Below are 26941 nucleotides of genomic sequence, written 5' to 3'. Positions count from 1 at the left end.
CGGCGGTCCGACACTGCGCTCCTCGCGCGTTTCTACGGGCGTTTCGGCGACCAGGCCGTCGACGTCGCCGATCGGTTGATCTTCTTCGTCACCGGCCAGCGACCGGCGGCCTGACTTCGGCGCGCGGAGCGCCGGGAACCATGCGATTCTTTCCCCGTGACCAGCGACGAGCGCCTCTCGGTCGGCGGTCCTGGCGTGCCCGGGTTCGACGACCTCGACTTCGACGCCCTGGCGGCGCGGTCCGGTGCCAAGTGGGCACGGGCGGCAGCCGGTGGGCTGACTCCCGCATGGGTCGCCGACATGGATTTCCCGGTCGCACCGCCGATCGCGCGTGCGCTGCACGAGTTGGTCGACCGTAGCGATCTCGGCTATCCCGACTGGTTCCACGGCACGCCGCTGCGCGAGGAGTTCGCGCAGCGCATGCGCACGCGCTACGGCTGGGCACCCGATCCCGGTGCCGTCCGTGAGCAGACGGATCTCATCCAGGCACTACAGCTCGTGCTGCATCTGAGCACCACGCGCGGGGACGCGGTGGCGATCCAGACACCGAGCTATCCGCCGTTCCTGGCGTCGCTGCGGCGGATGGGACTGCAGCAGATCGATTTTCCGTTCGTCGATCGAGGAGACGGGTGGGTGCTCGACTTCGAGACGTTCGAGCCGTTGGTGGCGCGGCGTCGTCCGCGGGTGCTGGTGCTCGTCGATCCGCACAACCCCACCGGGCGGGTGCTCACACGTGAGGAACTCGAGCGGATAGCCGACCTCGCCGAACGGTTCGACATGCTCGTCGTCAGCGACGAGATCCACGCCGAGCTGATCTACGAACCGCATCGGCACATCCCGTTCGCGTCGCTCGGGCCGCAGGTCGCTGCGCGCACCGTCACGCTCACCTCTGCGAGCAAGGCGTTCAATCTCGCAGGGATGCGGTGCGCGGTGGTGCACTACGGGTCCGAGACCCTGCTGAAGCGCCGGGACGCGGAACCCTTCGACCTGTACGGGACGGTCTCGGTTCCGGGAGTGGCCGCCACGCTCGCGGCGTGGCGTGAGGGCGACGCGTGGCAGCGCGATCTGCTGCGCGTCCTCGACCGGAATCGCCGGCGGGTGGACGAGGTTCTGCGCGAACGGATCCCGGCCTTGCGGCATCACCTGCCGCAGGGCACCTACCTGACGTGGTTGAACACCGGACCGCTCGGCATCGGCGATCCGGTGTCGACGGTGCGCGATCGAGGACGCGTCCTCGCCGACGGCGGGGTGCGGTTCGGCTCCGGAGCGCGCAACTTTCTGCGCATCAACTTCGCGACGTCGGCGCCGATCCTCGATCGGATCCTCGACGGGGTCACCGACGCGCTCGGCTCCTGATGATCACCAGACCGGATCCACTGCGGGCGCGGTCGTGATCTCGAGCGAATCGCTCACGGTCGTGCATGCTTGTGCGGCCGAAGCGACAACGGCGCGTGAAGGTTTCGCCGTGAAGTTCTGGTAGAGCAGGCCGAAGTTCTGCTCTACATCGGCTTGGTTCGTCCCGCGGTCGCGCATCGAGTAGACGAACACCTTCTGCACCCAGCCCAGCCGGCGTGCCTCTGCGATGCCGGCTGCGATGATGTCCGCCTGCCGTTGCGCGCTCACTGCGTTCGAGGCGGTTCCGGTCGGGGCGCCGAACTCCGTCGCCCAGATCGGGGTGGCCGCGTCGCCGTACTGCACCATGGTGTCGCGCATCAGGCGCATGCGATAGAAGGTGTTCCAGCTCTGTGTGCTCGCGTCGTTCGGCAGCGCCGGATAGCTATAGGGATGGATCGACAGGATGTCGAAGTACTGCTGTGCACCTCGTGCGTAGAGCTGTTGCACATAGGTGACCGGTGAGATGTTGGTGCCGTCGTCCACAGCGGGGGCGAGGCCACCGTTGAGGATGCGCGCGCCGGGTTGCACGGACTTGATGGCCGGTGCCGCCGCCGCGAGCAGTTCGACATATTTCCCGATGTCGGCCCGGGGCCGGAAGAAACCGGTCAGATTCGGTTCGTTCCAGATCTCCCAATGGCTCACACGGGTCGAATAACGTTGCGCGACCTGGCGGGAGAAGGTGGCGAACGCCGCCGGATCGGCGGGATATCCGTGGGTGTCGGCTCCGCCCGCGACGCGCGCCCAGGCCGGCGTGTACGCGATGATGCCGACCACTTCGAGTCCGCGTGTGCGAGCGCGGTCCACCACGCGGTCCGGGATCGACCAATTCTGTTGCCCGCGGTTCGGTTCGATCACCGACCAGTCGATGTCCACGCGCAGCCACCGAGCGCCCACCGCACGGATCGCATCGAGTTCGCGGTCGAGTTCGGTGTCCGGCAGGTACATCAGCGGGGCGCCGGCCGCGATGCCGATGTCATCACTCCCGCAGGTCGTCGGTGGAGTCGGTTGGATCGGTGGGGCGCACGCTGCGAGTGCTGCGAGGGAGCACGCGAGGACTGCGGTAAGTATGGCGCGTGCTGGACGACCCATCGACTCTCCTGTGGTAGAACGGACAATTCGGGCATCGGTCGTAACGTCGCGCCACCGACCTACGATTCTTCTCGTGGAGCGAGCGGCAGACCGATGCCGCGAATTCACTGTAACGAGGAGAGGACCGAAAGATGCAGGATTCGTGGACTGAAGAATCCGGTGCATGCGCACCGTGAGTTTCGAGATCCACGATGAGGCATCGGCCACCCGGCTCTTCACGGAATGGGACGACCTCGCGCAGGAGCTGGGACAGCGTGTCGCGACCCGGCCTTCGTACGCGCTGGCCTGGAACCGAATGGGACGCGGACGATCGGCGGTGTGCACCGTCCGGCGCGGTGGCCGACTCGTCGGACTCGCGCCCCTGCACGCCCGCACCCGACTCGGGGTCACCGCGCTCCGGCTGCCGGCCCACGGCCTCGCGACGATAGGAACCTTCCTCGCGACCGACGAGGCGGCACTCGCCGATCTGCTCGACGGCATCGCCGACCGGAACATGGCATTGCAACTCGACCACGTCGATCTCACCGACCCTCTTGTGGAGATGCTGCAAGCCTCGCCTCGGTGGAGCGTCGACATCGTCGGAACCGAACGATGCCTGACCATCGATCTCGCCACCGGTGCCGGCGCCGAATCATTGCGCGGTCGACGCACGCTGAAGACGCTGTCCCGACTCGAACGTTCGCTGGCACGGGAGGGCACCCCGGCCTCCGTCGACGTGGTGTGCGATCCGGACCATCTCGCGCAGAGATGGTCCGACATCACCGCGGTCGCTGCGGCCGCCGACGAGCACAGCGGACGCGACGATTTCTGTGCGCCTCCGTTCACCGCTTTCACCCGGCCGTTGCTCGACGCCGAGGCCCGTGCCGGAAGGCTGCTCGTCGTAGGTCTACTCGTCGGCGACCGGTGGATGGCCCACGAGATCATGTTCCGCACCGGCACGACGGCGGAGATGTGGATCGGCCGCTTCCATCCCGAGGTGCGCCGTCACCAGCCCGGACAGTTGCTGCAGCGACGGCTGACCGATCGGCACGACGAACTGGGCATCAACCGCTTCGACTATCTGCTCGGCACATCGGAATTCAAGGAGCAGTGGGCGAACGGTGATTACCGGGTGGGGCGGATCGTCGCCGTTCCCACTTCGCGACCGCACCACCGGTGGACCCTGCGCGCCGCGGACCTCGGAGCCGGTCTCGTCCGTCCCCTGCGCCTGGCCGCGCGCGACGCCCTCACGTCGAACCGTTCGTGATCAGAGGCAACCGGGAGTGACCGCCGCCGTGCGCAGCACGTCCCAGGCCGGTTTGGGCGACCCGTCATGCGCGAGGACCCCGAAGTTCTGCTCGCGATCGGACACGTCGGTGCCCCGGTCGAGGAGGCTGTAGACGAACAGCTTGTCGACGAATCCCAGCGCGCGCTGTTCGGTGATCCCGTCGCGCAGAATCTCCGCTTGCTCCGCGAACCCGACAGCGTCGGTGCCCGTTCCGGTGGGCGCCCCGATCTCCGTCGCCCAGATCGGCTTGTCGGAGTCTCCCCTTTCGACCATGACGGTGCGCATCTCGCGCATGCGGTAGAAGGAGTTCCAGTCGGACGTCGACGCGTCGGACGGCAGGGCCGGGTAGCTGTAAGGATGCATGCCCACCACGTCGAAGGTCCATGAAACACCCTGGTCGTACAGTTCGGTGAGAAACGTCGTGGGCGCGATGTCCGATCCGTTGTCGGTGGCGGGGGACAAGCCGCCGGTGACCACCACTGCTCCGGGGTCGACGTTGCGGATGGCATCCGACGCCGCAACGAGCATCTCCGCGTACGCGCCGACATCGGGTTGCGGGGTGAAGAAGGCCGTCAGGTTCGGCTCGTTCCAGATCTCCCAGTGCGTGACGGTGTCGGAATAACGATCGGCGACGTCGCCCGCGAAGCGTCCGAACTCGCCGGGGTCGGCGGGCATGCCGTGCGTGTCCTCGGGCTCGACCTCGGATGTCCGCGCCCAGCGCGGGGTGTGGGTGAGCAGGCCCAGCACCTGCAAGTCGTGCGACTCGGCCGCGGCGACGACGCGGTCGGTGCCGCTCCAGTCGAAGCGACCACGCGCCGGTTCGATGATCGACCAGTCCATGTCGAACCGGATCCAGCCGGCACCGCTGTCGGCGACCGCCGACATGTACGCCCCGAGATCGGTGTCGTCGAGGGTATCCAGGCCGGAGCCGGTCGCAATTCCCAGGCTTCCGCCCGTCAGATCGGTCCGGCAGTCGCGTGCCTCGGTGCTCTGGGTGCACGACAGAGCGAACACACCGACGAGGGTGACGACGGCGCGGAGTGGCATGGACCGCGGAAGGGACACTGCAACCTCAACGGGACTTGACGAGACCGACGAGGCCGAGCCCGCCGGTGATGGGAAGGACGTGGGTTCCGGCCAGAACACAGACTGCCGAGATGACGGCGGTGACGGGCCAGGGGAGATCGTAGCGCTCCGCGAACAGCGACATCCACACGGCCACCGCAACACCCAGCAGTGCGATCGCGCAGGTCTCTGCGAAGGGGAACAAGCGCCCGATCCGCACCGTACGGGCCACGACGATCCAGATCGCAACGAGCATCGCGGCCTCGGTGAGCGCGGTCGCCAGAGCTGCCCCGTCGAACGACATGCGGGGGATGAGCACGAGGTTCGCGCAGACGTTCCCGACGAGCGCGGCCGCTGCGACCCAGGGATACACCCGGTGTCGAGCGGTCGCGATGAGCACGGTGAGACCGAGTTGGGTGAGCATCGACAGGGCACTGCCCAGTACCAGTAAGCGCGAGGCGTCGGCGGCGTCGGCGAACCGATCGCCGTAGAGGAGAGAGAGGACGCCGTCGGCCGAAGGCCAGAAGGCGGCAGCAGCTGTTGCACCCAGCACCGCGAGGAGCATCGCCGCCTCACGTGTGCGGTGGCGGAACTGTTCGCTCTGCGCCGGCCAGGTCGCGACCAGCAGCGTGGTCACGGGACCGACGACCGTCGACGAGACCATCGACAGAAGATCGGCGAACTTGTAGCCGACGGTGTACAGACCTACCGAGTCGAAGGTGTCCATGCGGCCGAGCATGAGGATGTCGACTTTGGACAGCACCGTGAGCAGAGCGAAACCGATGCTGAGCGGGATCGCTTCGACGAGCATCTCCCGCCAGCGCCACAACTGGGCGCGCGCGGCGGGCAGGGGGCCGGCCTTCCCCGCACGTACGCCGCGCACGAGAATGCCCGCCCCGGCGATTTCGTTGATCACGGCCGGCACCACGAGTACGAGCAGCACCGGATTCCACAGCACGGCAGCGATGGTGGCGATCAGTTGGGCGAGTTGGCCGAAGGTCTCGGCTACAGCCACCGACGCCATCCGCAACCGGCTCTGATACATGACGGACAGGGCGTTGTTGGGAGTCGCGATCACCACGACGAGCCCCGCGATCACCGTCGCCCAGACGACATCGGAGGAGTATCCGAGGAGTAGTACGTACCCGATGGCCAGTGCGTAACCGAGCAGACCGAGCACGCCACGCAACGCGATGAACGCGGTGGTGACGTAGGAGACCTCCCACGGATTGCATTCGACGAGCTTGGCGAGCACCACGCGGCCCACGCCGAGATCGGTGACGACGGACAGCAACCCGAGCAGACCGAAGACGAAGGAGAACTTGCCGAAGTCGTCCGGTGCCAGCGCGCGGGCGACGATCATCGAACCGGCCCAGCCCATCGACGCGACGGCGAGCCGGCTGCCGAGCATCACGACGGTGTTGCGCCGCGCGGCACGCCCGTCGAGCCGGGGTGTCCGGGGTTCGTGGAGAGTGCCCCCGGGGTCGTGCGCCGCGGCGATCCGTTCCATCACGACGGTCTCGGCCATGCGGTCGGCCAGCGAATGTCTGCCCACGGCGGCGGCCTTCTCAGATTCTCAGGCCTGCGATGCGATAAGCGTCGCGCGTGAGCTCGGCGGTGCGCCTCCAGGTCGAGGTCGCGGCGACCTCGCGTCCGCGTGCGCGCAGCGCATCGGCGGTATCGGTGTCGTGGACGACCACCCGCAACGCCGCGGTCCACGATGTCTCCGTGTGTTCGGTGACGAGCAGTGCTCCGTCGTCGACGATGTCGGGCAGGGCACCGACGGCGCTCGTCACCACCGCGCCCCCGCACGCCATCGCTTCGAGCGGCGGCAACCCGAAACCTTCGTAGCGCGAGGCGTACGCGACGGCGCTCGCCGCGGCATACAGTGCCGGGAGGTGTGCGGTGGGAACGTAACCGAGACCGATCGAACCGGCCGGCGCGTCGGGGCCGGTGGACCCGGCCCCGGCCAGCACCAGGGGGATGTCGAGGATGCGGCACGCGTCGGCGACGAGCGCGACGTCCTTGCGGGGTTCGACGGTGCCGACCTGCAGGACGAACCGTTCGGGCAGCCGGTAGGCCCTGCGGATGCCCCGTACCTTCTCGGGGGTGGGAGGTTTCGCCCACACCGCGGGTGCGAGCGGGGTGACCACGGCCTCGCGACCGCACAGGGCGTGCAGACGTTCGGCGGTGAAGTTCGAGACCGCGACGAGCACGTCCGCTCGCCTCATGGCATCTCGCAACAGGGCGCGCTCACCGGCCGCACGATACTTGCCGAATGCCCACGGGGTGTCGAAGACGGCCAGATCGTGGAACGTCGAGACGGTGACGCCGGAACACCGAACAGGGACGTCGACGTCGAGACTGTGGAACAAGTCGACGCCCCACACGGGCATCTTGGCGTAGAGCATCCGTCGCACTCCACCGGCGACCGGCCGCACGTGCGGGGCCACGCGAAACGGCAACTCGCCCGTCGCGTCATGTTGCACGGAGGCTCGCAGCGCCGCTGCGGGGAGCAGGAGGTCGAGCGCGTTCAGGAGTTCCCGGACGTAGGTCTGGACGCCACTACCGGACGGACGGAGTGCGAGGGCGCCGAATCCGATGTGGGGGGCAAGTTTCGGTGAAGTGACCAGCGTTGGGTCAGTGCGCATCCGACAGTTCCTAACAGTAGCCAGAAATAGACGTCGAGAGGGAAGATCTCGAGATAGGTCGCCACCGTGGAGGCGATCGCTGCCGCGACGATCGTGCCGCTGACACCGAGTGCGAGGGCGGCATCCTGCCCGCTCATGATCCGCGATGCGCGCAGTGTCGAGACCGCGGCGCACACGAGCACGAGAACGAACAACCACACGCCCAAGGGGCCCAGTTCCACGGCGAGCTTCATGTAGTAGTTGTCGGGCTGATAGGGCATGAACCCGAACTGCACTGCGGCGTGCAACGACAGATCCGACAGCATGGGGTTGCCGTCACCGAGATGCTTGGACGCGGCCGAGCCGGTCGCGCCGAGTCCCTGGCCGAAGGGGTGCACCCACAGTGACGACATGGTCTGCGACCATCCGTCGCCGCGTTCGCCGAGACTCGACGAGGAGAACAGCGTTGCGAGAACCGAACTCGGCGCAGCGACGAGGACGATCGGCACGAGCACCGCGATGCTGCCGAAGGCGAGGAACAACGCCCGGTAGCGGTGGATCGCGAACCACAACAGGGCGACCGCCAGCCCGATATAGCTGGCGCGCACGATGGTCACACCCATGCCGAGCAGCATGATCGGCGTTGCGCACAGGAACACCTTGTTGCGGAGTCGATGCGGGTCGGCGAACGCTACTGCGCAACCGACGATCAGGGAGATCATGACGAACAACCCGAAGGCGAACGGCGTGGTGAAGGTGCTGAAACTGCGCAGGATCCCACCGGTGGTGCGGAGATGCTCGTCCCAGCGATAGCCGAGTTCGGCGAGTCGCTCTCCGCCGATGACCTGCTGCGCGAGACCGACCACCGCGGTCAGTACCCCCATACCCATGACGATCGTGACGAGGCGATCGCGGTCGCGGGCGTCGAAGGGCGCACGCCACAGGATGACAGGGATGACCAGATAGAAATACGTGATCTTGAGCGCCGTGATGCCGGCGAGTCCGGAGACGGCAAGAGCGGACAGTACGCCCATCGCCACCCAGGCGGCCACAGCCGGCCACCACGGATACGACGGAGCGGGAAGTCGGCGACGGTACGGACTGACGAATGTGGCTGCGAGAGTGAGGAGGAGAACGCCTTCCTTCCATGGCGCGAGTGCCTGCCCGCCGGGCACGATCGTCAGCAGACCGTGCAGCGGAGTGAGGGCCGCGACGATCAGCAGACCGTTCTGCGCTCGTAGATACAAGAGCGCGAACAGCGCGATCACTGCCGGAAGGGCGAGCAGCAGGACAGGCGTCGTCACGAGGCGCGCTCACTGTTCATCGGCTCGACCGGCACTGTCCCGAACTCGCCGAGGATGGTGGAAGTGACAGCAGACCTGAGGAATTCACGGCCGTCGCGGTGATAGCCGCCGTGGTCGCCCACCGGTCCGGCGATGATGTGACCGGTGAATCCGCGGCGTCGCAACCGCATCAGGCCCTCCCCTCCGCGCTGGGATTCGAAGGAACGATGATCCTGGGCCGACAGCACGACCGTGGTCGAAACGTCTGCACGTCGCAGCGCTTCGAGTACGACTTCGGGCACCTGTGTGACGCCGAACCACCCGAGCAACAGCCACAGCCGGTACGGGAGATGTTTCTGCGCCCACGGTTTGATGCGAGCGCGAAGAGGAACGGAACTGTTGTCGACCTTTCCGGGCGCTTCGCGTGCTTCGGGTGCAGGGGGAGCGAGCATGTTCCGCAGTGACTTCCGTCGATGGGTCGACCACAGGATCATGTTCACGAGTACAGCCGTGCGCGCGTGCCCTCGGATGCCGACCCATGCCGCGTACCATGCTCCGGAGCACAGTCCCGTCACGACGAGATCCCGTGGGGCGACGCCGAGGGAGGCGACGGCATCTTCTGCGTCGCGATCGGACGTGTCCGAGTACAGCGGAGTGGGGGCCGCTCTGTGCGCCGTGCCGGTGTCGCCCACGCCGGTCCTGTCGAAACGTATCGAGGAGACGCCGTGCGCGGCGAGACTGCGCGCGAGTTCGACCCACAGTCGGCTCGGCCCCACCCGGTGTTCGTACGCGGTCCCGAAGAACAACACCGTCGAACCGGCGGAGCCCGCGCCTCTCACCCCCTGGGTCCGAAGAGCGAACATCGAGTTCGGGCCGAGGTACTCCGCGCTTTCCGTGATCGGAACTCCGGTGTCGGTCGTCGCGACGACCGCATGTTTCCGGTCGGGGAAGCGGATTTCCGTGGTCGAGCTCGGTGCGGCAGCACCGATCCAGTCGGCGATGCGGCCGAGGTGACCGGTCGGGATCGCCGGGTGGAGGGTGCTGGGTGTGGTGAAGGACTCATGGCCGTGCAAGGAGAGTTCGTCTGTCTCGAGGGCTGCGGCGAGCCGGGCGACCGCTGGCGTTTCACGGGCCGCGGGCCGGGTCGCAAGCAGGGTTCGTGTGCCGGCCAGAGAGCGTGGATCGATCCGCAGAGCGCCGAGCGCCTCGGCGGCCTCGGGGGCGAGCACTCCACCGATCATCGACACCCGTGGATCGTCGGGGTGGTCCATGCCGAGGGCGAGGCGATAGAGAACGCGTTGTTCGCGTAGGAATGCGCGTCCCGAAACGATCGGATCCCACAGGACTGCGGCATCGACCGGACCGCACTGCGGTAGCGAGGTGGCTGCGATCAGTGCTCCCGCGCGCAATCCCACGACGGTGACATGTGCGGCGCCGCCGGCACGTGCGGTCGCGACCGCCGCGGCGACACTGCGCTGCCATGCCTCGACCGCATCGGGTGAATCCTGATCGCCCGCGGAGTCGCCGGTGCCCTCGTAGTCGAAACGCAATGCCGCGAGTCCGCGCTCGGCGAGTTGTTCGGCGAGGGCCTTGACCCCCCGATAGGTGTCGAGATGTTCCTTGCCGAGAGGCGGGCACAGCACCACCGCACCGCGTGCGCGGCCGCCGGAGGGAAGGTGGACGTGGCCGAGGAGGGGAGACTCGGCGTCACCGAACCACGATGCGTATTGCACATCCACTCCGTGACCTCCACTGTCGAGGGGGTGAAAGACGGGGTGATTTCTCGACCCGTGGTTCAACCCTGAATCTTCTTGTCGTTCGGACGCATTCGGATCGAGGCACCACTCCGGCCCGTTACCGCTCACTCCCGGCAGGGTCATAAAGTACCCCTCGGACGATTCGGGGTTTTCGAAGGGATGGTTGTGCCTGGAATCCTGGTGCACGAATGGATCGCACGCGACGGAGGTTCGGAGAAGGTTCTCGACGAGTTCGTCCGCACCTTCCCCGACTCCGACGTGCTGTGCCTGTGGGACGACGCCGATCGGTATCCGGATCGGACGGTCCACGAGAGCGGCCTGGCGCGCACACCCCTGCGACGGCACAAGGCGCTTGCCCTGTCCGCCATGCCGTACGTCTGGCGGCGGCGACCCGGCTCGTACGACTTCGCGCTGGTCAGCTCGCATTGCTTCGCTCATCACGTCACCTTCCGGAGCGTCCCGAGCGGGTTCGAGAAGTTCGTCTATGTGCACACCCCCGCGCGCTATCTGTGGAATCCCGAGCTGGACGATCGGGGTGCCTCGCTCGCGGTGCGGTGCGCCGCGCCCCCGCTGCGGGCCCTCGATCGGCTCCGCGCGCGGGAGGGTGCGCACTTCGCTGCGAACAGCGATTTCGTGCGCCGGCGCATCGAGCGGGCCTGGGATGTCGAGGCGCGTGTGATCTTTCCTCCCGTCGAGACGACCCGCATCTCGTCGGTGCCCGACTGGCGTGATGAACTGTCCTCGGTCGAATCCGCCCTGCTGGAGAGGCTTCCCGAGATCTTCGTGCTGGGAGCATCGAGGTTCGTACCGTACAAGCGACTGGATTGGGTGATCCGGGCCGCCGACCTCGCCGGGGTGCCCGCGGTGATCGCGGGATCCGGACCGGAGGAGGGCCGGCTGCGGCAGCTCGCCGCCGAAGCGGCGGTGCCGGTTCACGTCCTCGCACGGCCGTCCGATGCTCTCCTCTACGCGCTCTACCAGCAGGCGCACGTCTATGTCTTCCCTGCGGTGGAGGATTTCGGGATCATGCCCGTCGAGGCGCGGGCAGCGGGAGCGCGTGTGATCGTCAATGCGCTCGGAGGTGCTGGTGAGACGGTTGCGGAGGGTGTCGACGGCCTGCGCTTCCACGAGGACACGGTGGAGGCCGTCGCCGAGTGCATCGCGGCGATCGACGCGGTGCCGAAGGGGGGTGACGGATCGGTGGCGCGGCTCTCCTCGGAGAACTTTCGCCGGCGTATCCGAGACTGGGTGGGCGAGAGGGTCGGACCGGGGTGACTCAGATCATGCTACCGACGAGTAGCTCTACTCTTGTCGGTGGTTCGTCCCTGTTGTACGGTTCTCCCGGGTCGGGAGCCGTAGGTTGGGATGGGGGATTGCCATGTCTCGATGCCGCCGACCGAACTCCGTTCGATGCTGCTCCCTCGTGCGTGGTCCCGCGAAATAGACCGACTCGTACTCTGTTCGGACCGTTTCGGTATCCGCTCGCGGGCGAATGTTGCCTGCGACACTGTGGTCGTTTGCACTGAAACGAAACTCGCACGTCGTCCGATCAAACGGACAAAAGCACCAAAACGACTATCGGGCTGTCGGGGCCACGCTGTTGGGTGGAGTAGGCAAGCAGGAGAAGCATGGGGATCGGACCCGAGTTGGCGCGCAACAGTGTGCCGGCCCGCGATACGAGCGACGGTCGCGGGAGTGTCCCGCGCCGGCGCTGGCAGCGGAGTTACCGGAGGTCGTTGACGGTTACCGATACGGCGATCGTGATCGTGACCGTAGCTCTGGCACAGCAGGCCGGCTGGACCATCGATGGGGTGGCCCACAGTATCGGATCGGCTGCCGTGGTGGCGGGTATGTGGCTTGCGGTGCTCGCGCTCAACGGATCTCGCAAGGATCCGATCGTCGGCAGTGGCGAGGAGGAATACCGGCTCGTCACGAGGGCCACTGTGCAGACCTTCGGCTTGCTCGCCATCGCATCGTTCGTCGTCGACTCGTTCGCCACCGACCTGAACACGATTCGGGCCTATCTGCTGGTGGCTCTTCCCGTCGGACTGGTCACGTTGCCTCTCGGTCGGCGGTGGTGCCGTCGAGTGATCGAGCGGCGCCGCGTCCGGGGCGAATTCAGGACGTCGGTGCTCGTCGTCGGTTCCGAACACGCGGTGGATGCGATGGTCGGATCGTTCGTCCGCGACACCTCGGCCGGATACCGCGTCGTCGGCGTGTGCACCACCGGGCACACGGGCGACACCGACCGCGTCATCACCGTCGCCGGTCAGGAGATCCCGGTGCTCGGAGCGGAGACGGACGTGATCAACGCCGTCAAGCTCTCCGGCGCCGACACCGTCGCGATCGCGGCCGGAACCCACTGGGGCAACGGCGACATCGGCGATCTGGCCTGGGAGCTCGAGCCCTACCGCGTCGATCTCGTGGTGGCTCCCGGCGTCACCGACATCGCTCTGCCGCGACTGTCGATGCACCCCGTGGGCGGACTGCCGTTCGTGCACGTCGAGGAGCCGCAGTACCGCGGATCGCACCGGCTGGCCAAGACGACCTTCGACCTCGCGTGTGCGGTCCTTGCCCTGACGGTCGCGGCGCCGGGCATGCTCGTGGTCGCCGCGCTGATCAAACTCCAGGACGGCGGCCCGGTCTTCTACCGGCAGGAACGCGTCGGACTGGGCGGCACGGTCTTCCGGATGTGGAAGTTCCGGTCCATGGTCGTCGACGCCGACCGGATGGTCGATACAGTTCGCACGCAGACCGGGCAGGACGACGCGACCTTCTACAAGTCCGCCCGCGATCCGCGGATCACGCCCGTGGGACGGTTCATCCGCCGCACCAGCATCGACGAACTGCCCCAGCTGTTCAACGTCCTCGCCCGCGACATGAGTCTCGTCGGCCCACGTCCCCTCGCGGTCGGTGAGGGGGAGAAGATCCCGGGCTTCGTTCCCCGCCGCATCCTGGTGCGTCCCGGCATGACGGGACTGTGGCAGGTCTCCGGCCGATCCGATCTGGCCGAAGCCGACCGTATCCGGCTCGACCTGTTCTACGTGGCGAACTGGTCGATGGTGCAGGACCTGCTCATCGTCGTGAAGACGGTGCGGGCGGTGCTGGCGAGCGACGGCGCCTACTGACCCGGCCGGGCGGCGGGGTTTCGCGGTCGGGGAGCGGGGAACTCTTCGAATTCGTCCTGGAGTGTCGGCAGGAGGAGGAGAAGGTGAACACGTCCGTCCGAAGATTCCATCCCGACCCCGACGACATCCCACTCGTCACGTCACTCGACCAGATCGCCGATCTCGCGACGGATCCGCTGCTGTACCTGAGATATTCGAGGGGACCGGCAGCGGACGCCGAGGACGGACCGAGCCGCGACCACGAGGCGAACCTGACGCTGCCGGGGCTCTCGGTCACCACCCTCGCCCCCGAGCCGTGGTGGCGGCGCCCCGTCAAGGACTGGGTCGCCCGACGTCTCTGCAAGTACACCGAGCTCGACGAGGAGGACGGACGCTTCGCGTGGATCCTCACCGGAAGGATGGTCGGACGCGGTCCCGATCACGAACCGTTGCTCGTCGACGTCCGTCCCCATGCGCGGCTGAGCAAGGGTGTCCTGGACGAGGCGAGACGCTGGTACGACGAGCATTTCGACGTCGGCAACGATTCACGCAGGAGTGCGTGAGTATCGTTCGCGCAGAACATCGGCAGCCCACCCGGCGCGGCGCGGGGTGGGCTGCCGATGTGCGTGTCACACGAGGTCCCGTGGGATCCGGCGCTGCCAGTTCTGCGCATGGACCCGTCGATCGCCGTGATCGTCGTCGAGTTCGAAGGCATCGAGCTCGGCGTTGATCACGAACTCCTCGGGAGTGGAGGTGAGGATCGTGCGGGTTCGGACCTCGGTGCGCCAGTCGTCCCGTTCGTAGCGGCGCAGGGTGCGGGTCTCACCGCGCACCGAATTCGGGTCGTTGCCGCCGAAGCTGAACCACTCCTGGGTGCGGCGTCGGATCACGGTGCCGGTCTCGTCGATCCGGAACGACCCCTGGTCGTCGAGGATGTCGAGAGTCGACACGCCGGTCGCGAGGTCGCGGGTGGTCCGCCAGTGGTGTTCACCCGGCTGCAGGAGCGTGATCCCGAGTTCCGGAGCCGTCTCCGGCTCCCCGAACTCGCGTAGGTGTGCGTCCTCCGGTCGCGGTGGCCGCACCGGCAGATGCAGATGTCCACCGGTGTACACCGTGACCTCGGCGGGTGTCGGGGACGGCCACGCCAGGGGGAAGTAGGAGGTGGACAGCGACAACCGGAGGCGGTGCCCGGCCGGGAACACGTGGGCCATCCCGTTGAGCTCGATCCGGATCCGATAACGCCGGCCCGGTTCGAGAGCTTCCGGTTTTTCGCTGCTGTCGCGGTGGGTGAGATTCAGCAACCCGTAGGTCACGCGTGTCGCCTCGCCGTTCGGCGCGACGTCGGACAACCGGGCGGCGAGCATCGACACCGGGCTGTCCGACGAGACCTCGAGTTCCACCTCGGGGCGACCGAGGATCTCCGTCGTGGTGTCGAGCGCCTCGGTCTCGAAGACGAGCGCACCGCCGTCCTCCTCACGCTGGTCCGACGGCAGGTCGGGCGTCGCAGCGTAGGAGGCCCACTTGCCGGCGAACATGCCCACACTCAACGGAGATCGGAGCGGCAGCGGCCTCTCGTCGACCGCGAGGGTGCCGCCGTCGTCGGGATGCAGCGCATGCCGATCGAAGGTGAAGCGGCGGTTCTCGATGTTCGGTGACGGCCACGACGGTTCGGCCACCCACCGGCCCGGACGCTCCGCGTAGGACGGGTTCGGTTCGATGGCGTCCTGCATCCAGGCCCGCACCATCGGTTCGTCCATCACCCCCGTGTCGATGCCCTTGAGCCAGTGGTCCCACCACCGCACGACCTCCTGCAGGAAACCGATCGCCGGGCCGGGGACGCCGAGATGCGGATACTTGTGGCCCCACGGCCCGATCAGTCCCTTCCGGGGGACGTCGAGATGTTCCATCAACCGGAAGATGGCATTGGTGTACCCGTCGGCCCAGCCGCCGACGGCGAGGACCGGGCACTGCACGGCAGAGTAGTCCTCGTTGACGGAGGCCCGCTTCCAGTAGTCGTCCCGGTGCTGGTGTTCGAGCCACTTCTCGATCCACAGTCCACTGCCCTCGAGCCGTTCGTGCCACATCTCGCGCCACCGGTCGCCGACGATCGCGGGGTCTGGGGGCAGGCTGTTGAAGGCGAACATCACCGTCGCCTCGGACAGGTTGTCGGACAACAGACAACCACCCATGTAGTGCATGTTGTCGACGTACAGATCCTCGGTGGCGGACGCGCTGACGATCGCCTTCAGGGCCGGCGGCCGGCGCGCGGCGACCTGCAGACTGTTGAAGCCACCCCACGAGATGCCCATCATGCCGACGGAGCCGTCGCACCACGGTTGCGACGCCAGCCATTCGATGACCTCACAGGCATCGTCGTGCTCGTCGGCGAGGTACTCGTCGCGCAGCACCCCGTCGGAGTCCCCGCTTCCGCGCATGTCCACTCGTACACAGGCGTAGCCGTGGCCGGCCATGTAGGGATGGTTCAGTGCGTCCCGTCCGCGGGTGGTATCGCGCTTACGGTAGGGGATGTACTCGAATACCGCGGGCACGGGGTGTTGTTCGGCGTCGACGGGCAGCCAGATCCTTGCCGCGAGCCGCGCACCGTCACGCATCGTGATGAAGACGTTCTCGATGACACGGACCTCGTTCGGGAGGTCTGTGATCGTGCGCATGCCGACCTCCTCTCAGTTCTCCGGCACCGGATCGAAGGTGAACGGAAGTGCCTGGAGTCCTTGCTGATAGCGCTGCCCGAGCTGTTCGACGCTGTCGGCGCCGATGTACATGGTGCCCAGCTCGTAGCGATAGGCATCCTGGTTGGGCAGGTCGGCGAGCCGGTCGCCGGGAGCGACGTCGATGCACACCAGGGCGCCGGGGATCGTTTCACGCAGGCGGGCGATGTCCGCTTCCGTGGGCACCGACGTGACGATGCCGTCCTCGTAGCGCGGGATGATGCACTTCGCCGCGACGGCGGATTCGCCCTGCCGGTACGGCATCCGGGGCGGCCGGCCGAGCGCGATGTCGATGGCCACCTCGTGGTTGGAACTCCCGTCGACCTTGGCGAACAATTCGCTGTGCGACTGGGAGATTCGCGTGTTGACCTCGATCAGCCAGAGTTCGTCGTTCTCCTCGTCCCACATGAATTCGGAGTTGAAGCAGCCGTTGTCGAAGCCGACGTGCCGCAGGTAACGCTCGGTGATGTCGATCATGCGTGCCTGTACCTCGTCGGGCACGGTGCTCGCCGGGTAGTCGAGGCGCTCGAAACTGTGCCCCGCCGCGTCCTTGCGCATGTCGAAGACACCGTGAATGCCGAACTGCCCCTGGAACATCGTGCCCTCGGGGGCGGCCTGGATCCCGCTGACGACCTGCTCGGCGAGGCAGGTGGTGCCGGAGCTCTCCCCGATCTCGTCCGGAAGGTCGACGCGGCGCAGCACTTCGTCGAATGCGTTGCCGACCAGTCCGATCTTCTCCCGGATCTCGACGAGGGCCTCGGCGAACTCCTGCTCGTTGCGAATCTCGAATCCCAGCTGCGAGGAATGCGATTTCACGGGCTTGACCCAGAACGGGAAATCGAGCTCGATGCTGTCGAGTGCGTTGTCGTCGAAGGGATCGAACGAGCTGAACTGCGGGACGCACTCGGGAACGGATTCCTTCTGGGCCAGGCGGCTCCAGTACTTGTGCTCGGTGGCGACGATGCTGCGCAGCGACGGCGAGGGGATGTTGCGTTCGGCGGCCAGGATCGGAGCGAGCACGCTGGTGGGGAAGTCCCAGTGGGCGATGATCCCGTCGACGGTACCGGGGAAGGCGTCCAGTTCGCGCCGACATGCGTCGAGAAGGTCGTCGAACACGTATTCGTCGGGCTCCACCAGGCTTTCGTAGTCGAGCAACCCGTAGAAGCTCAGCTGGTCGGCACCGCGTACGGTCTCCAGTTCCTTGCGCTGGATGTCGGTGAGTCCGAGGACGAAGATGTTGGTGCTCATGGAAGAAGCCTTCCCGCTCCCTCGCGGCACGAAACAATCGGATAACGAAACGAACCGTCGGGAAGGTACTTTCACGCGCAACCGCCCCGGCTCGCAGGAGCCGGGGCGGTTGCATCGAAAGGGAGAATCAGGGAGTGTCGGGGTCGAGGGCGTCCTTGACCTTGCCCACGAGTCCTTTCTCCGTTCCCAGTGCGGCGGAACGAGGCTTGCCCTGGGAACCGTCGTAGGTCGCGTACAGCTTCGGGTCCGGCGGCGGTGCGCTCGCGACGTCGCCCAGCGGGACAGGGTCGGCGAGGAACGACATGGGTGTCGTGCCGTCGGGTCCGGTGCCGTGCGCCCAGCGTCCCTGATCGGCGGCTGCTCCGTCCGACAGATGCCACAGGCTCGACGCATGTTCGGAATGTTCCTCGTCGAACAGCGCGTTGGGGGCGATCGGGCTCGGTTCGATGCCGTCGGCCTTCAATTCCTCGATGGCGGCCAGCCACAGGTTCTGGTGGTAGGTGTCGCGGGCGAGGTTGAACCGGAGCATGTCCTTGACGCCCGGATCGTCCGTCATGTTGTACAGCCGTGCGGTCTGCACCCGTCCCTGCGCTTCGGCGGCGACGTTGGCGTGGAAGTCGGCGAGCAGGTTACCGCTGGCCACGATGAAACGGCCGTTCCACGGCACACCGTTGCTGTCCGAGAGGGTCGGTCCGCCACCGGAGATGATGGCCTGCTGCGGATCCATGCCGCCGAGTACCGCTGCGACCACCGGGTCGGCGGCGGCGTTCTTGGTCGACTCGGTTGCGGGTGCGCCTTCGAGGAGACGCGCCACCATGGTGGCGATCATCTCGACGTGCCCGATCTCCTCGGTGGCGACGTCCATGATCATGTCCTTGTACTTGCCGGGCATTCGACAGTTCCAGCCCTGGAACAGGTACTGCATGGTCACGGTCATCTCGCCGTACGCACCGCCGATCAGCTCCTGGAGCTTTCGGGCGTAGACCGGGTCCGGCTTTTCGGGCTTGACGTCGAATTGCAGATGGTCGGTATGACGAAACATGGGTGTGTCCCCTCGAATGCCGATTGTCGTGTGAGAGTCACCGGCGGCGCCGTGCTCTCGACGCCGTATCGGGAAGCCCGTGGGCTACGAAGCGGCTACCCGTCTCGGGGCGCTCCAAACACGATCCGGTATCTCCCCGTACTCGTTCCGTTTTGTGCCAACGTGGAGGTATGGAAGGTTGGTCGGATTCGACATTCGCAGATGTCGGGGCGGTAGCCCGCAACAGAGCTGTAGGACGGTTGCGCACAGCTGCGGCAGTGCTGCTCACCGTGGTCCTGGTGGCCGGCGGTGTCGGGCTGCTCGGTGTGCGCAGTTCCACCGCGTCCGCCGAGGGTGGTGGCTACGGCCTCGAAGTGACCTACCCCCGGATCGCGCGTCCCGGGCTCGATGTTCCGTGGTCCGTGAAGTTGCATCGCGACGGGGGGTTCGAAGGGGAGATCGTCCTCGCGATCGACACGTCGTATTTCGAGATCCTCGAGATGCGGGGCCGCCTGCCCGAACCGGCGTCCGAGACCGCGGGCAACGGATTGGTGCATCTGACCTTCGATCCGCCTCCGGGTGACGAGTTCACTTTTGCGCTCGACGTGCGGATCCGCGCCGGGAAGCAGTGGGGCGAATCGGGCTCCGTCTCGGTGATGGACGGCGAGAACTCGGCAGTGACAATTTATTTCGATACCTGGTTGGTGCCCTGATGGAGATCGTGATCCGCGCGCTCGTCCTGTTCCTGTTCCTGTGGGGAATCACCCGTCTCGTCGGTCGTTCCACCGTCGGCGAACTGAGTACATTCCAGCTCGTGCTCTTCGTGGCCATGGGTGATCTCGTACAGCAGGGGATCACCCAGGACGACGTGTCCGTGACGACCGCGGTCCTCACCATCGGCGTCTTCGCCGTCCTGACCTTGGGTCTGGCGACGATCAACGCCCGGTACCCCAGGATGCGCGGGATCACCCATGGTGTCCCGGTCGTGATCGTCGAGGACGGCGAACCGGACATGCAGAACCTGAAGCGGGAACGCCTGTCCCTCGACGACCTTCTGGCCGCAGCGCGGCAGGAAGGGATCCGCCGGTTTTCCGACATCGAACTCGCAGTGCTCGAGACGAACGGCCGGGTCTCCTTCTTCACCCGCAGGCGCGCCCAGGACGGCGCTCCGGAGGAACCGGACCCGGCATGAGGACGGCGGCGATCCGATCGGCTGTCAGTCGGTGCGACGTCCCGTCAGGGCATCACGAAGACGGTCCACCATGCCGATCCCCGGGCCTACCGTCTTGTGGAACAGTTCGGAATGAGGCGCGGACGGATGCGGTCGGGTCGGCGCCAGCTTCTTGGCGGCCTGTACCTTGGCGCCCACCTTCACGAGCGTGTCGTGCCCGAGGTGTGCCCTCAGTGCCGGAAACTGCTCGGACTCTTCATCGTTCGCGTGGTGGCGTAACAGATCCTCGAGTTTCTTCACCAGAGACGTGAATTCGGCACTCGACGCATCTGCACCCTCGAGTTGCTTCATCACCTGCACGATCTCGTCGTGCTCCTGCTTGTCGTGTTCGACGGCTTCCGTCCCCCCGGGTAGGTGTTTCTCCATTTCCGGATAGACGAACATCTCCTCGGCGACCGAGTGTCTCATCACCTCGGCGATCGCGGCGTCGGTGAGATCCCGGCGCTCGTCCGCATCGAGAGTGGTCTCTGCTCGACCCAGAAGTTCGAGCATCTCTCGATGGTCGTCGGTGAGGATGGTGACGACATCCGTGTTCTCGTGAGCGGGTTCGTTCATCGCGGTCTCCTTCGAATGGTCAGGATTGTTCGGTATCGCCGGTCTCGGCCGGCTCGTCCTCGCCTTCCGCCTGGTCCGGCTGCCGCGGGGGCTTCGAGAGGAGGTTGTCGGGATCGGCATCGGGATCCTGGGCCGGATCGTACGAATCGGCGGAACCTTCTGTGCTGCTCATGTATGAAGGGGTTCACCGGTGCCGATACCGGCAAACACAGGGATATCGGCGAAACGCAGGGGAGGCGGGAGCCGTGGACGAACCCCGATCGATGAGAGCGTGGCGAGTGACCGAGCCCGGCCCCGTCGCCGGTCACCCGATGAGCTTCGAATCCGTCCCGCTTCCGGAAGCGGGCGCGAACGATCTGCTGGTGCGCGTGCTGGCGTGCGGTGTATGCCGCACCGACCTGCACGTCGCCGAAGGTGATCTCCCCGTCCACCGGGCGGGGGTCGTCCCCGGGCACGAGGTCGTCGGGGTCGTCCATCGGGTGGGCGAGGCGGTGGAGGGGTTCGCCCCCGGCGACCGCGTCGGGGTGGCATGGTTGCGGTCGACATGCGGGCGGTGCCGTTACTGCCGCAGGGGCGACGAGAACCTCTGCCCGAATTCGAGATATACCGGTTGGGACGACGACGGTGGATATGCCGAGTTCGTCGCCGTGCCGGCGGCGTTCGCGCTACCGCTCCCCGGCGGATACGACGACGTCGAACTCGCTCCGCTGCTCTGCGCCGGCATCATCGGCTACCGCGCTCTGAAGCGCGCATCCGTCCCGGACGGGGGCAGGCTCGGCATCTACGGCTTCGGCGGCAGCGCGCATATCGCCGCGCAGGTCGCCATGGCGAGAGGTGCCGAGGTCCACGTCATGACGCGGAGCGAGGACGCGAGGACCCTCGCCCGCGAGCTCGGGGCCGCGTCCGTGCAGGGTGCTGCGGACGCGCCACCGGCGCCTCTCGACGCCGCCATCCTCTTCGCGCCCGTCGGAGACCTCGTGCTGCCCGCGCTGGAGGCGCTCGACCGCGGCGGCGTCCTCTCGATCGCCGGTATCCATCTCACCGACATCCCGCAATTGAACTATCGAAGGCACCTTTTCCAGGAACGCGAGATCCGCTCGGTCACGGCCAACACCCGCGAGGACTCCCGGGAGTTCCTCGGCTTCGCCGGGAAACACCGAATCAGGGTCGCGACGATGCGGTACGGGCTCCCCGACGCCGACCGTGCACTGAAGGATCTCGCAGGCGACCGCGTACGAGGCGCTGCCGTCCTCGTCCCCTGAGAGTTCGGAGATCGATACTGCTCGGATACGCCCGAGATCACCAAGTCGGGACTTTCTACCCTACGGCAGAATCCTGTCCGGGACGACGATAATGGTGTCGGACCCAGGAGGGCCCCTCGGACTTCTCACTCACGAGGAGATGAGGACAATGTCGACATCATCGGCTCACTCTGCAATGCACACCCATCCCGACATCGTCGAGATGCGCGAACACTATGACCGGATGGGCGAACAGCCCACAGTCCAGGTCACCGACGGATTGATGATGGTCGCCGGGCTGTATGCGGCGGCATCCGCGTGGATCATCGGATTCGCCGATCAGACGGCACTCGCCACCACCAATCTGATCTGCGGGCTCGCGGTCGCACTGCTCGCCATGGCACTCGGTTCGGCCTACGGCCGCACCCACGGCCTGGCGTTCATCGCGCCTCTGCTCGGTCTGTGGCTGGTCGTTTCGCCGTGGCTGGTCAGCGGTGTCGATACCACCACCTCCATGATCTGGTCCCACGTCATCGTGGGTGTGATCGTGTTCGTCCTGGGCGTGGCCACGGCTGCGATGGGAACCGGTCTGATGGACCGTTCACGCTGACCGGTTCGGCGCAGTAGCCCCGTGCGGTGCTGCCGGCTGCGATTCTGAACCGGCAGCACCTGGCCGGGTGCGGCGTCCGGACGCCGCTTCCGGCTACCGAGGGCAATACCCCTCGCTCGAACGCTGCAACCCCGTATTGCGCAGCGGTGCAGGCCGTGGCGTCCGCCTCTACCGAACAGGGGGCGATGCGCCAGGAGGTCCGGAACTGAGCACCGTGCGCATTCATCGCGTGTGCCGTGGGTCACATCTGATCGAAATGAAGCACTGAGAAATCTTCTGTTGACGAGTTCGCCTAGCCCAATCGATTATTGCTGTACCAAATGACGCGATCGAAGCGGCGCAGACACAATCGGACGCCGCGACGAAGGACGGTGGTACGCAATGACCGAGACCGTGATCCGCGAGAGCGAACGAGTCCCGTACGACCTCGACGACCGATACCGCTCGGGGTCCGGCACCGTGCTGCTCACCGGTGTCCAGGCGATCGCCCGGCTGTTCGTCGAACAACAGGTGCGTGCCATGCGGGAGGGCCGCCGGGTGGCGACCTTCGTCTCCGGATACCAGGGCAGCCCCCTCGGCGGTCTCGACAAGATGCTCCACGGCATGCCGAAGGTCCTCGCCGAGCACGACATCACCTTCGTGCCCGGATTCAACGAAGAACTCGCCGCCACCTCCGTGTGGGGAAGCCAGGGGCAGCTCGGCGCCGGCACACCGACCCACGACGGTGTCGTCGGCGTCTGGTACGGCAAGGGCCCCGGACTCGACCGCGCCACCGATGCCCTGCGCCACGCCAACATGTACGGAGTGAACCCGAACGGCGGCGTGCTGCTCATGGTGGGCGACGACCCGGCGTCCAAGTCGTCGACCGTCCCCGCCGTCAGCGAGCGGTCCCTCGCCGCGCTCGGCATCCCGGTGCTGTTCCCGCGCAACGCCGCCGAGATCGTCACGATGGGCCTGCACGGCGTCGCGCTCTCGCGCGCCTCGGGATGTCTCGTCGCCCTCAAGATCGTCGCGGACGTCGCCGACGGCGCGTGGTCCGTCGACGGCTCCATCTCCGACCTGCCCATCACGGTCCCCGAGGTCGAATGGGAAGGAAAACCCTTCGTCTACACGCAGCGCCCCATGGCCGCGCCCGGCGACAGCGTCATCGCCGAGGCCGACCTCTACGGCCCGCGCTGGAAGGTCGTGCAGGAGTACGGCCGTCTCAACGGCCTCGACGTGATCGAGGTCGACCCGCCGCAGGCCCGCATCGGTCTTGCCGCCACCGGCACCACCTTCGACGCCATGCGCCAGGCCCTGCTCGACCTCGGCGTCGACGACGCCGCGCTGCACCGCGCCGGCATCCGTCTGCTGCGCATCGGCATGCCGTACCCGATCGGACCCGAGATCGTCCGCGAATTCGCCCGCGGCCTGGACGAACTCATCGTGGTCGAGGACAAGACCGCCTTCGTCGAGACCCAGATCCGCGAGATCCTCTACGGCACCGCCGGCGCCCCGCGGATCGTCGGCAAGAAGGATGCCGACGGCCGGCCGCTCGTGCCCGTCGACGGTGAGCTCACCGCCGGTCGCCTGCGCGGCCCGCTGCGCCGCGTGCTGCGCGGCCACGTCGAACTCGGCCCCGCACCCCTGCCGCAGCTGTCGCTCGAGGTGCTGTCGACCGCGCGCACCCCGTACTTCTGCAGCGGCTGCCCGCACAACCGCTCCACCGCCCTTCCCGAGGGGTCGATCGGCGGTGGGGGCATCGGCTGCCACACCCTGGTCACCCTGTCCGGCCGCAAGGACAGCGCCGTCACCGGCCTGACCCAGATGGGTGGCGAAGGTGCGCAGTGGATCGGCCAGGCGCCGTTCACCGACATCGGTCACATGTTCCAGAACCTCGGCGACGGAACGTATTTCCACTCCGGCCAGCTCGCCGTGCAGGCATGCGTCGCCGCCGGGGTGAACATCACCTTCAAGCTGCTCTACAACGACGTCGTCGCGATGACCGGCGCACAGGACGCCGAAGGCGCCCTGAAGATCCCGGCGCTGACCCACAAGCTCACCACCGAGGGCGTCCGCAAGATCATCGTCTGCTCCGACGAGCCGAAGCGTCTGCGCAAGCGCACCCTCGCCCGCGGAACCGTGGTCTGGCACCGCGACCGGCTCGACGAGGCGCAGAAGCTGCTGCGCGAGATCGAGGGCGTCACCGTGCTCATCTACGACCAGCACTGCGCCGCCGACGCCCGCCGCCAGCGCAAGCGCGGCACCCTGCCCGCCCGCACCACCCGCGTCGTCATCAACGAAGCGGTGTGCGAGGGCTGCGGCGACTGCGGTGTCAAGAGCAACTGCCTGTCGGTGCAGCCGGTGGACACCGAGTTCGGTTCCAAGACCCGCATCGACCAGACCTCCTGCAACACCGACTACTCGTGCCTCGACGGCGACTGCCCGTCGTTCGTGACCGTCGAGACCTCGCCCGGCAAGCCCGAGCGCCGCACGGCGCCGACCCCACCGCGGGTTCCGGACGCCGTCGTCGACACCCCCACCGGGACGAGCAACGTCTTCCTCGCGGGCATCGGCGGCACCGGCATCGTCACCGTCAACCAGGTACTCGCGACGGCCGCGCTGCGCGCCGGCTTCGAGGTGGAGTCGCTCGACCAGATCGGCATGAGCCAGAAGGCCGGTCCGGTGGTCTCCCACCTGCGGTTCGCCGCCGACGGCCTCGAGCCCGGCAACCGGGTCGGACCGGGCGGTGCCTCCGCTCTGCTCGCGCTCGACCTGCTCACCGCGACCGAGCCGAAGAACCTCGCGTACGCCGATCCCGCCCGGACCGTCGCGGTCGCGTCGACGAGTCGCGTCCCCACCGGCGACATGGTGTACGACCGCTCGGTCCGGCACCCGGACGAACAGGACCTGCTCGCCCGCCTCGACACCGCGACCCGCACGACCGTCGCGTTCGACGCGCTCGCCGCGGCGCAGGAACTGTTCGGCGAAACCTCGGCCGCGAACTTCCTCGTCGTGGGCGCCGCCCACCAGCTCGGCGGACTGCGGATCCCGGCCGCCGCGATCGAGGAAGCGATCGAGATCAACGGAGTCGCAGTCGCGACGAACCTTGCCGCCTTCCGCTGGGGCCGGGTGGCCGTCGCCGATCCGGCCTCCTTCGCCGCCGCGACCGAACCGGCCCGCGCGGAGCGTGCCGCCACCGTCGCGCCGGAGCATCTGTTCGCCGGCACCACCTTCACCGGTGAGGTGGAGCGGCTCGTGCGGATCCGCGCCGCGTCCCTGATCGACTTCCAGAGCGAGGCCCTGGCCGCGCGCTACATCGAGCAGGTGCAGTCGGTGTGGGAGGCGGAACGGCGCGTCACCGAGCGCACCGAGTTCAGCGAGGCCGTCGCCCGCGGGCTCTTCAAGTTCACCGCCTACAAGGACGAATACGAGGTCGCCCGGATGCTCGTCGACCCGGCCTTCCTCGACGAGGTCCAGGGCCAGGTCCCCGGCGGCCACAAGCTCACCTATCGTCTGCACCCGCCCGTGCTGCGTGCACTCGGCCGGGACAAGAAGGTCGGCTTCGGACCGAAATCGCATGTCGCGCTGAAGGCCCTGGCCAAGGCCAAGCGTCTGCGCGGTACCAAGCTCGATCCCTTCGGCTACGCCCACGTCCGGCGCGTCGAGCGTGCCCTGCTCGCCCACTACACCGCCACCATCCGGCGGCTCGCCGCCGACCTGGACGTCGATTCCTACGACCGCGCCGTGGAGATCGCGGCACTGCCCGACACGGTGCGCGGTTACGAGGACGTCAAGCTCCGCTCCGTGGAGCAGTACCGGACCCGTCTCGCCGAACTCGGCGTCGACACCGAGTTCTGAGCCGACACCGACTTCCGATTCGTACAAGTCTTCTGCTGGAAAGGAACACACGCGTGACCACCTCGATTGCCGCCCACCCCGACGCCGGATCCGCCTCGGGGGTCTTCGGCCGATCCCGCCGCCTCACCGACCGTCCGCACGAGCAGGTCGTCTTCCATCAGGACGCCGAAACCGGACTGCGGGCGATCGTCGCGATCCATTCCACGGCCCTCGGCCCGGCCCTCGGTGGAACCCGCTTCTACCCGTACGCAGACGAGGCCACGGCCCTCGAGGACGTGCTGCGCCTGTCGTGGGGCATGACCTACAAGGCGGCGGTGTCGGGTGTGGATCTCGGTGGCGGCAAGGCCGTCATCATCGGTGATCCGAAGACGGACAAGAACGACGAATTGCTCGCCGCCTACGGGCGATTCGTCGAATCCCTCGGTGGTCGCTACATCACCGCCGCCGATGTCGGAACCCGCGCGGAGGACCTCGACGTGGTGGGCCGGCACACCGCCCACGCGGTGGGGCGCACCGTCGCGGCCGGTGGATCCGGTGACAGCTCACCGCTCACGGCCCTCGGTGTCTTCCAGGCCATGCGGGCGGGAGCCCGGACCGTCTGGGGCGAAACGACTCTCGCGGGTCGCACGGTCGGCGTCGAGGGGCTCGGGAAGGTCGGATACGAGCTCGTGAAGCTGCTCGTCGCCGACGGGGCCGAGGTGATCGTCTCCGACGTCAACCCCGCCGCCGTCGCCCGGGTGCTCGACGAGTTCCCGGCGCAGGTCGCCGACAGTGTCGTCGCCTCCTCCGCCGAGGTGTACGCGCCGTGCGCGCTCGGCGGCACGCTCACCCCGTCGACGGCGTCCCTCCTCGACGCGCGGCTCGTGTGCGGTG

22 protein-coding genes are annotated in these 26941 nt (G+C 67.3%); 11 read left to right on the top strand and 11 right to left on the bottom strand.

The genetic code is table 11. The annotated features are described in order from the left end of the window. Positions 1-156: 156 nt before the first annotated feature. A complete protein-coding gene (locus tag R1101_RS0102495) occupies positions 157-1356 on the top strand; it encodes a MalY/PatB family protein (RefSeq protein WP_016931916.1) in 1200 nt (399 codons plus the stop codon). Between the two features lie 3 nt (positions 1357-1359). Here R1101_RS0102495 and R1101_RS0102490 read toward each other — a convergent pair whose 3' ends face one another. Next, positions 1360-2484, bottom strand: coding sequence for a GH39 family glycosyl hydrolase (locus tag R1101_RS0102490; protein WP_026002797.1), 1125 nt, complete (start codon positions 2482-2484; stop codon positions 1360-1362). 163 nt (positions 2485-2647) lie between these two features. Here R1101_RS0102490 and R1101_RS0102485 point away from each other — a divergent pair, with 163 nt between their 5' ends. Next, positions 2648-3730 (top strand): GNAT family N-acetyltransferase, encoded by a 1083-nt coding sequence (locus tag R1101_RS0102485; RefSeq protein ID WP_016931914.1) that lies wholly within the window; start codon positions 2648-2650, stop codon positions 3728-3730. On the opposite strand, the gene R1101_RS0102480 is transcribed toward R1101_RS0102485, so the two are convergent. From R1101_RS0102480 to R1101_RS0102460, 5 genes are read right to left on the bottom strand one after another with little or no spacing between them, the layout of a single operon-like run. Continuing rightward, positions 3731-4798 carry a cellulase family glycosylhydrolase gene (locus R1101_RS0102480; RefSeq protein ID WP_016931913.1) on the bottom strand — a complete coding sequence of 356 codons (1068 nt, stop codon included), beginning with the start codon at positions 4796-4798 and terminating at the stop codon, positions 3731-3733. A 25-nt stretch (positions 4799-4823) separates the two neighbouring features. Then, entirely contained in the window at positions 4824-6371 is a 1548-nt protein-coding gene (locus R1101_RS0102475) for an oligosaccharide flippase family protein (RefSeq protein ID WP_232284657.1), read from the bottom strand. 13 nt (positions 6372-6384) lie between these two features. Further along, positions 6385-7467, bottom strand: coding sequence for a glycosyltransferase family 4 protein (locus R1101_RS0102470; RefSeq protein ID WP_026002796.1), 1083 nt, complete (start codon positions 7465-7467; stop codon positions 6385-6387). Next, on the bottom strand, positions 7350-8750 hold the full coding sequence (locus R1101_RS30090) for an O-antigen ligase family protein (protein ID WP_016931910.1): 1401 nt from the start codon (positions 8748-8750) through the stop codon (positions 7350-7352). The genes R1101_RS0102470 and R1101_RS30090 overlap by 118 nt, the downstream gene beginning before the upstream one ends. Next, entirely contained in the window at positions 8747-10462 is a 1716-nt protein-coding gene (locus tag R1101_RS0102460; RefSeq protein ID WP_232284656.1) for a serine aminopeptidase domain-containing protein, read from the bottom strand. Before R1101_RS0102460 ends, R1101_RS30090 begins: the two co-directional genes overlap by 4 nt. Before the next feature lie 183 nt (positions 10463-10645). Between R1101_RS0102460 and R1101_RS0102455 the strand changes: the two genes are divergently transcribed. The 3 genes from R1101_RS0102455 to R1101_RS0102445 all read left to right on the top strand — a co-directional run bounded on the left by R1101_RS0102455 (position 10646) and on the right by R1101_RS0102445 (position 14156). After that, positions 10646-11761, top strand: coding sequence for a glycosyltransferase (locus R1101_RS0102455; protein ID WP_157179113.1), 1116 nt, complete (start codon positions 10646-10648; stop codon positions 11759-11761). Between the two features lie 353 nt (positions 11762-12114). After that, positions 12115-13614 carry a sugar transferase gene (locus R1101_RS0102450; RefSeq protein WP_026002795.1) on the top strand — a complete coding sequence of 500 codons (1500 nt, stop codon included), beginning with the start codon at positions 12115-12117 and terminating at the stop codon, positions 13612-13614. A gap of 83 nt (positions 13615-13697) precedes the next feature. Then, complete coding sequence (locus R1101_RS0102445; RefSeq protein ID WP_016931906.1) at positions 13698-14156, top strand: DUF6098 family protein; 459 nt, start codon at positions 13698-13700, stop codon at positions 14154-14156. Between the two features lie 66 nt (positions 14157-14222). Here R1101_RS0102445 and R1101_RS0102440 read toward each other — a convergent pair whose 3' ends face one another. The 3 genes from R1101_RS0102440 to R1101_RS0102430 all read right to left on the bottom strand — a co-directional run bounded on the left by R1101_RS0102440 (position 14223) and on the right by R1101_RS0102430 (position 18612). After that, complete coding sequence (locus R1101_RS0102440; RefSeq protein WP_016931905.1) at positions 14223-16265, bottom strand: CocE/NonD family hydrolase; 2043 nt, start codon at positions 16263-16265, stop codon at positions 14223-14225. A gap of 12 nt (positions 16266-16277) precedes the next feature. Further along, on the bottom strand, positions 16278-17570 hold the full coding sequence (locus R1101_RS0102435; RefSeq protein ID WP_016931904.1) for an ATP-grasp domain-containing protein: 1293 nt from the start codon (positions 17568-17570) through the stop codon (positions 16278-16280). A 127-nt stretch (positions 17571-17697) separates the two neighbouring features. Further along, positions 17698-18612, bottom strand: a complete 915-nt coding sequence (locus tag R1101_RS0102430; RefSeq protein ID WP_016931903.1) for a manganese catalase family protein — start codon at positions 18610-18612, stop codon at positions 17698-17700. 239 nt (positions 18613-18851) lie between these two features. Between R1101_RS0102430 and R1101_RS0102425 the strand changes: the two genes are divergently transcribed. After that, positions 18852-19304: a hypothetical protein gene (locus R1101_RS0102425; protein WP_232284655.1), complete on the top strand. Its 453-nt coding sequence runs from the start codon at positions 18852-18854 to the stop codon at positions 19302-19304. Further along, a complete protein-coding gene (locus tag R1101_RS0102420) occupies positions 19304-19783 on the top strand; it encodes a DUF421 domain-containing protein (protein ID WP_016931901.1) in 480 nt (159 codons plus the stop codon). Before R1101_RS0102425 ends, R1101_RS0102420 begins: the two co-directional genes overlap by 1 nt. A gap of 24 nt (positions 19784-19807) precedes the next feature. Here R1101_RS0102420 and R1101_RS0102415 read toward each other — a convergent pair whose 3' ends face one another. Together R1101_RS0102415 and R1101_RS30565 are read right to left on the bottom strand one after the other, a co-directional pair. Next, positions 19808-20377: a hemerythrin domain-containing protein gene (locus R1101_RS0102415; protein WP_016931900.1), complete on the bottom strand. Its 570-nt coding sequence runs from the start codon at positions 20375-20377 to the stop codon at positions 19808-19810. A 19-nt stretch (positions 20378-20396) separates the two neighbouring features. Then, positions 20397-20549, bottom strand: coding sequence for a hypothetical protein (locus tag R1101_RS30565; RefSeq protein WP_016931899.1), 153 nt, complete (start codon positions 20547-20549; stop codon positions 20397-20399). A 91-nt stretch (positions 20550-20640) separates the two neighbouring features. On the opposite strand from R1101_RS30565, the gene R1101_RS0102405 reads away from it, so the two are divergent. The 4 genes from R1101_RS0102405 to R1101_RS0102390 all read left to right on the top strand — a co-directional run. After that, positions 20641-21639: a zinc-binding alcohol dehydrogenase family protein gene (locus tag R1101_RS0102405; RefSeq protein WP_026002793.1), complete on the top strand. Its 999-nt coding sequence runs from the start codon at positions 20641-20643 to the stop codon at positions 21637-21639. Positions 21640-21814: 175 nt separating this feature from the next. Further along, positions 21815-22228: an SPW repeat protein gene (locus tag R1101_RS0102400; protein WP_016931897.1), complete on the top strand. Its 414-nt coding sequence runs from the start codon at positions 21815-21817 to the stop codon at positions 22226-22228. A 381-nt stretch (positions 22229-22609) separates the two neighbouring features. Further along, a complete protein-coding gene (locus tag R1101_RS0102395; protein WP_016931896.1) occupies positions 22610-26068 on the top strand; it encodes an indolepyruvate ferredoxin oxidoreductase family protein in 3459 nt (1152 codons plus the stop codon). Between the two features lie 53 nt (positions 26069-26121). Continuing rightward, positions 26122-26941: Glu/Leu/Phe/Val dehydrogenase dimerization domain-containing protein (locus tag R1101_RS0102390; protein ID WP_016931895.1), on the top strand; the 820-nt coding region annotated here is incomplete at its 3' end.

Source organism: Rhodococcus sp. R1101 (genome assembly GCF_000278445.1).
Classification (GTDB): domain Bacteria; phylum Actinomycetota; class Actinomycetes; order Mycobacteriales; family Mycobacteriaceae; genus Rhodococcus; species Rhodococcus gordoniae.
The sequence above is the reverse complement of the archived record's forward strand: the minus strand, read 5'-3'. Positions and strand labels throughout refer to the sequence as shown.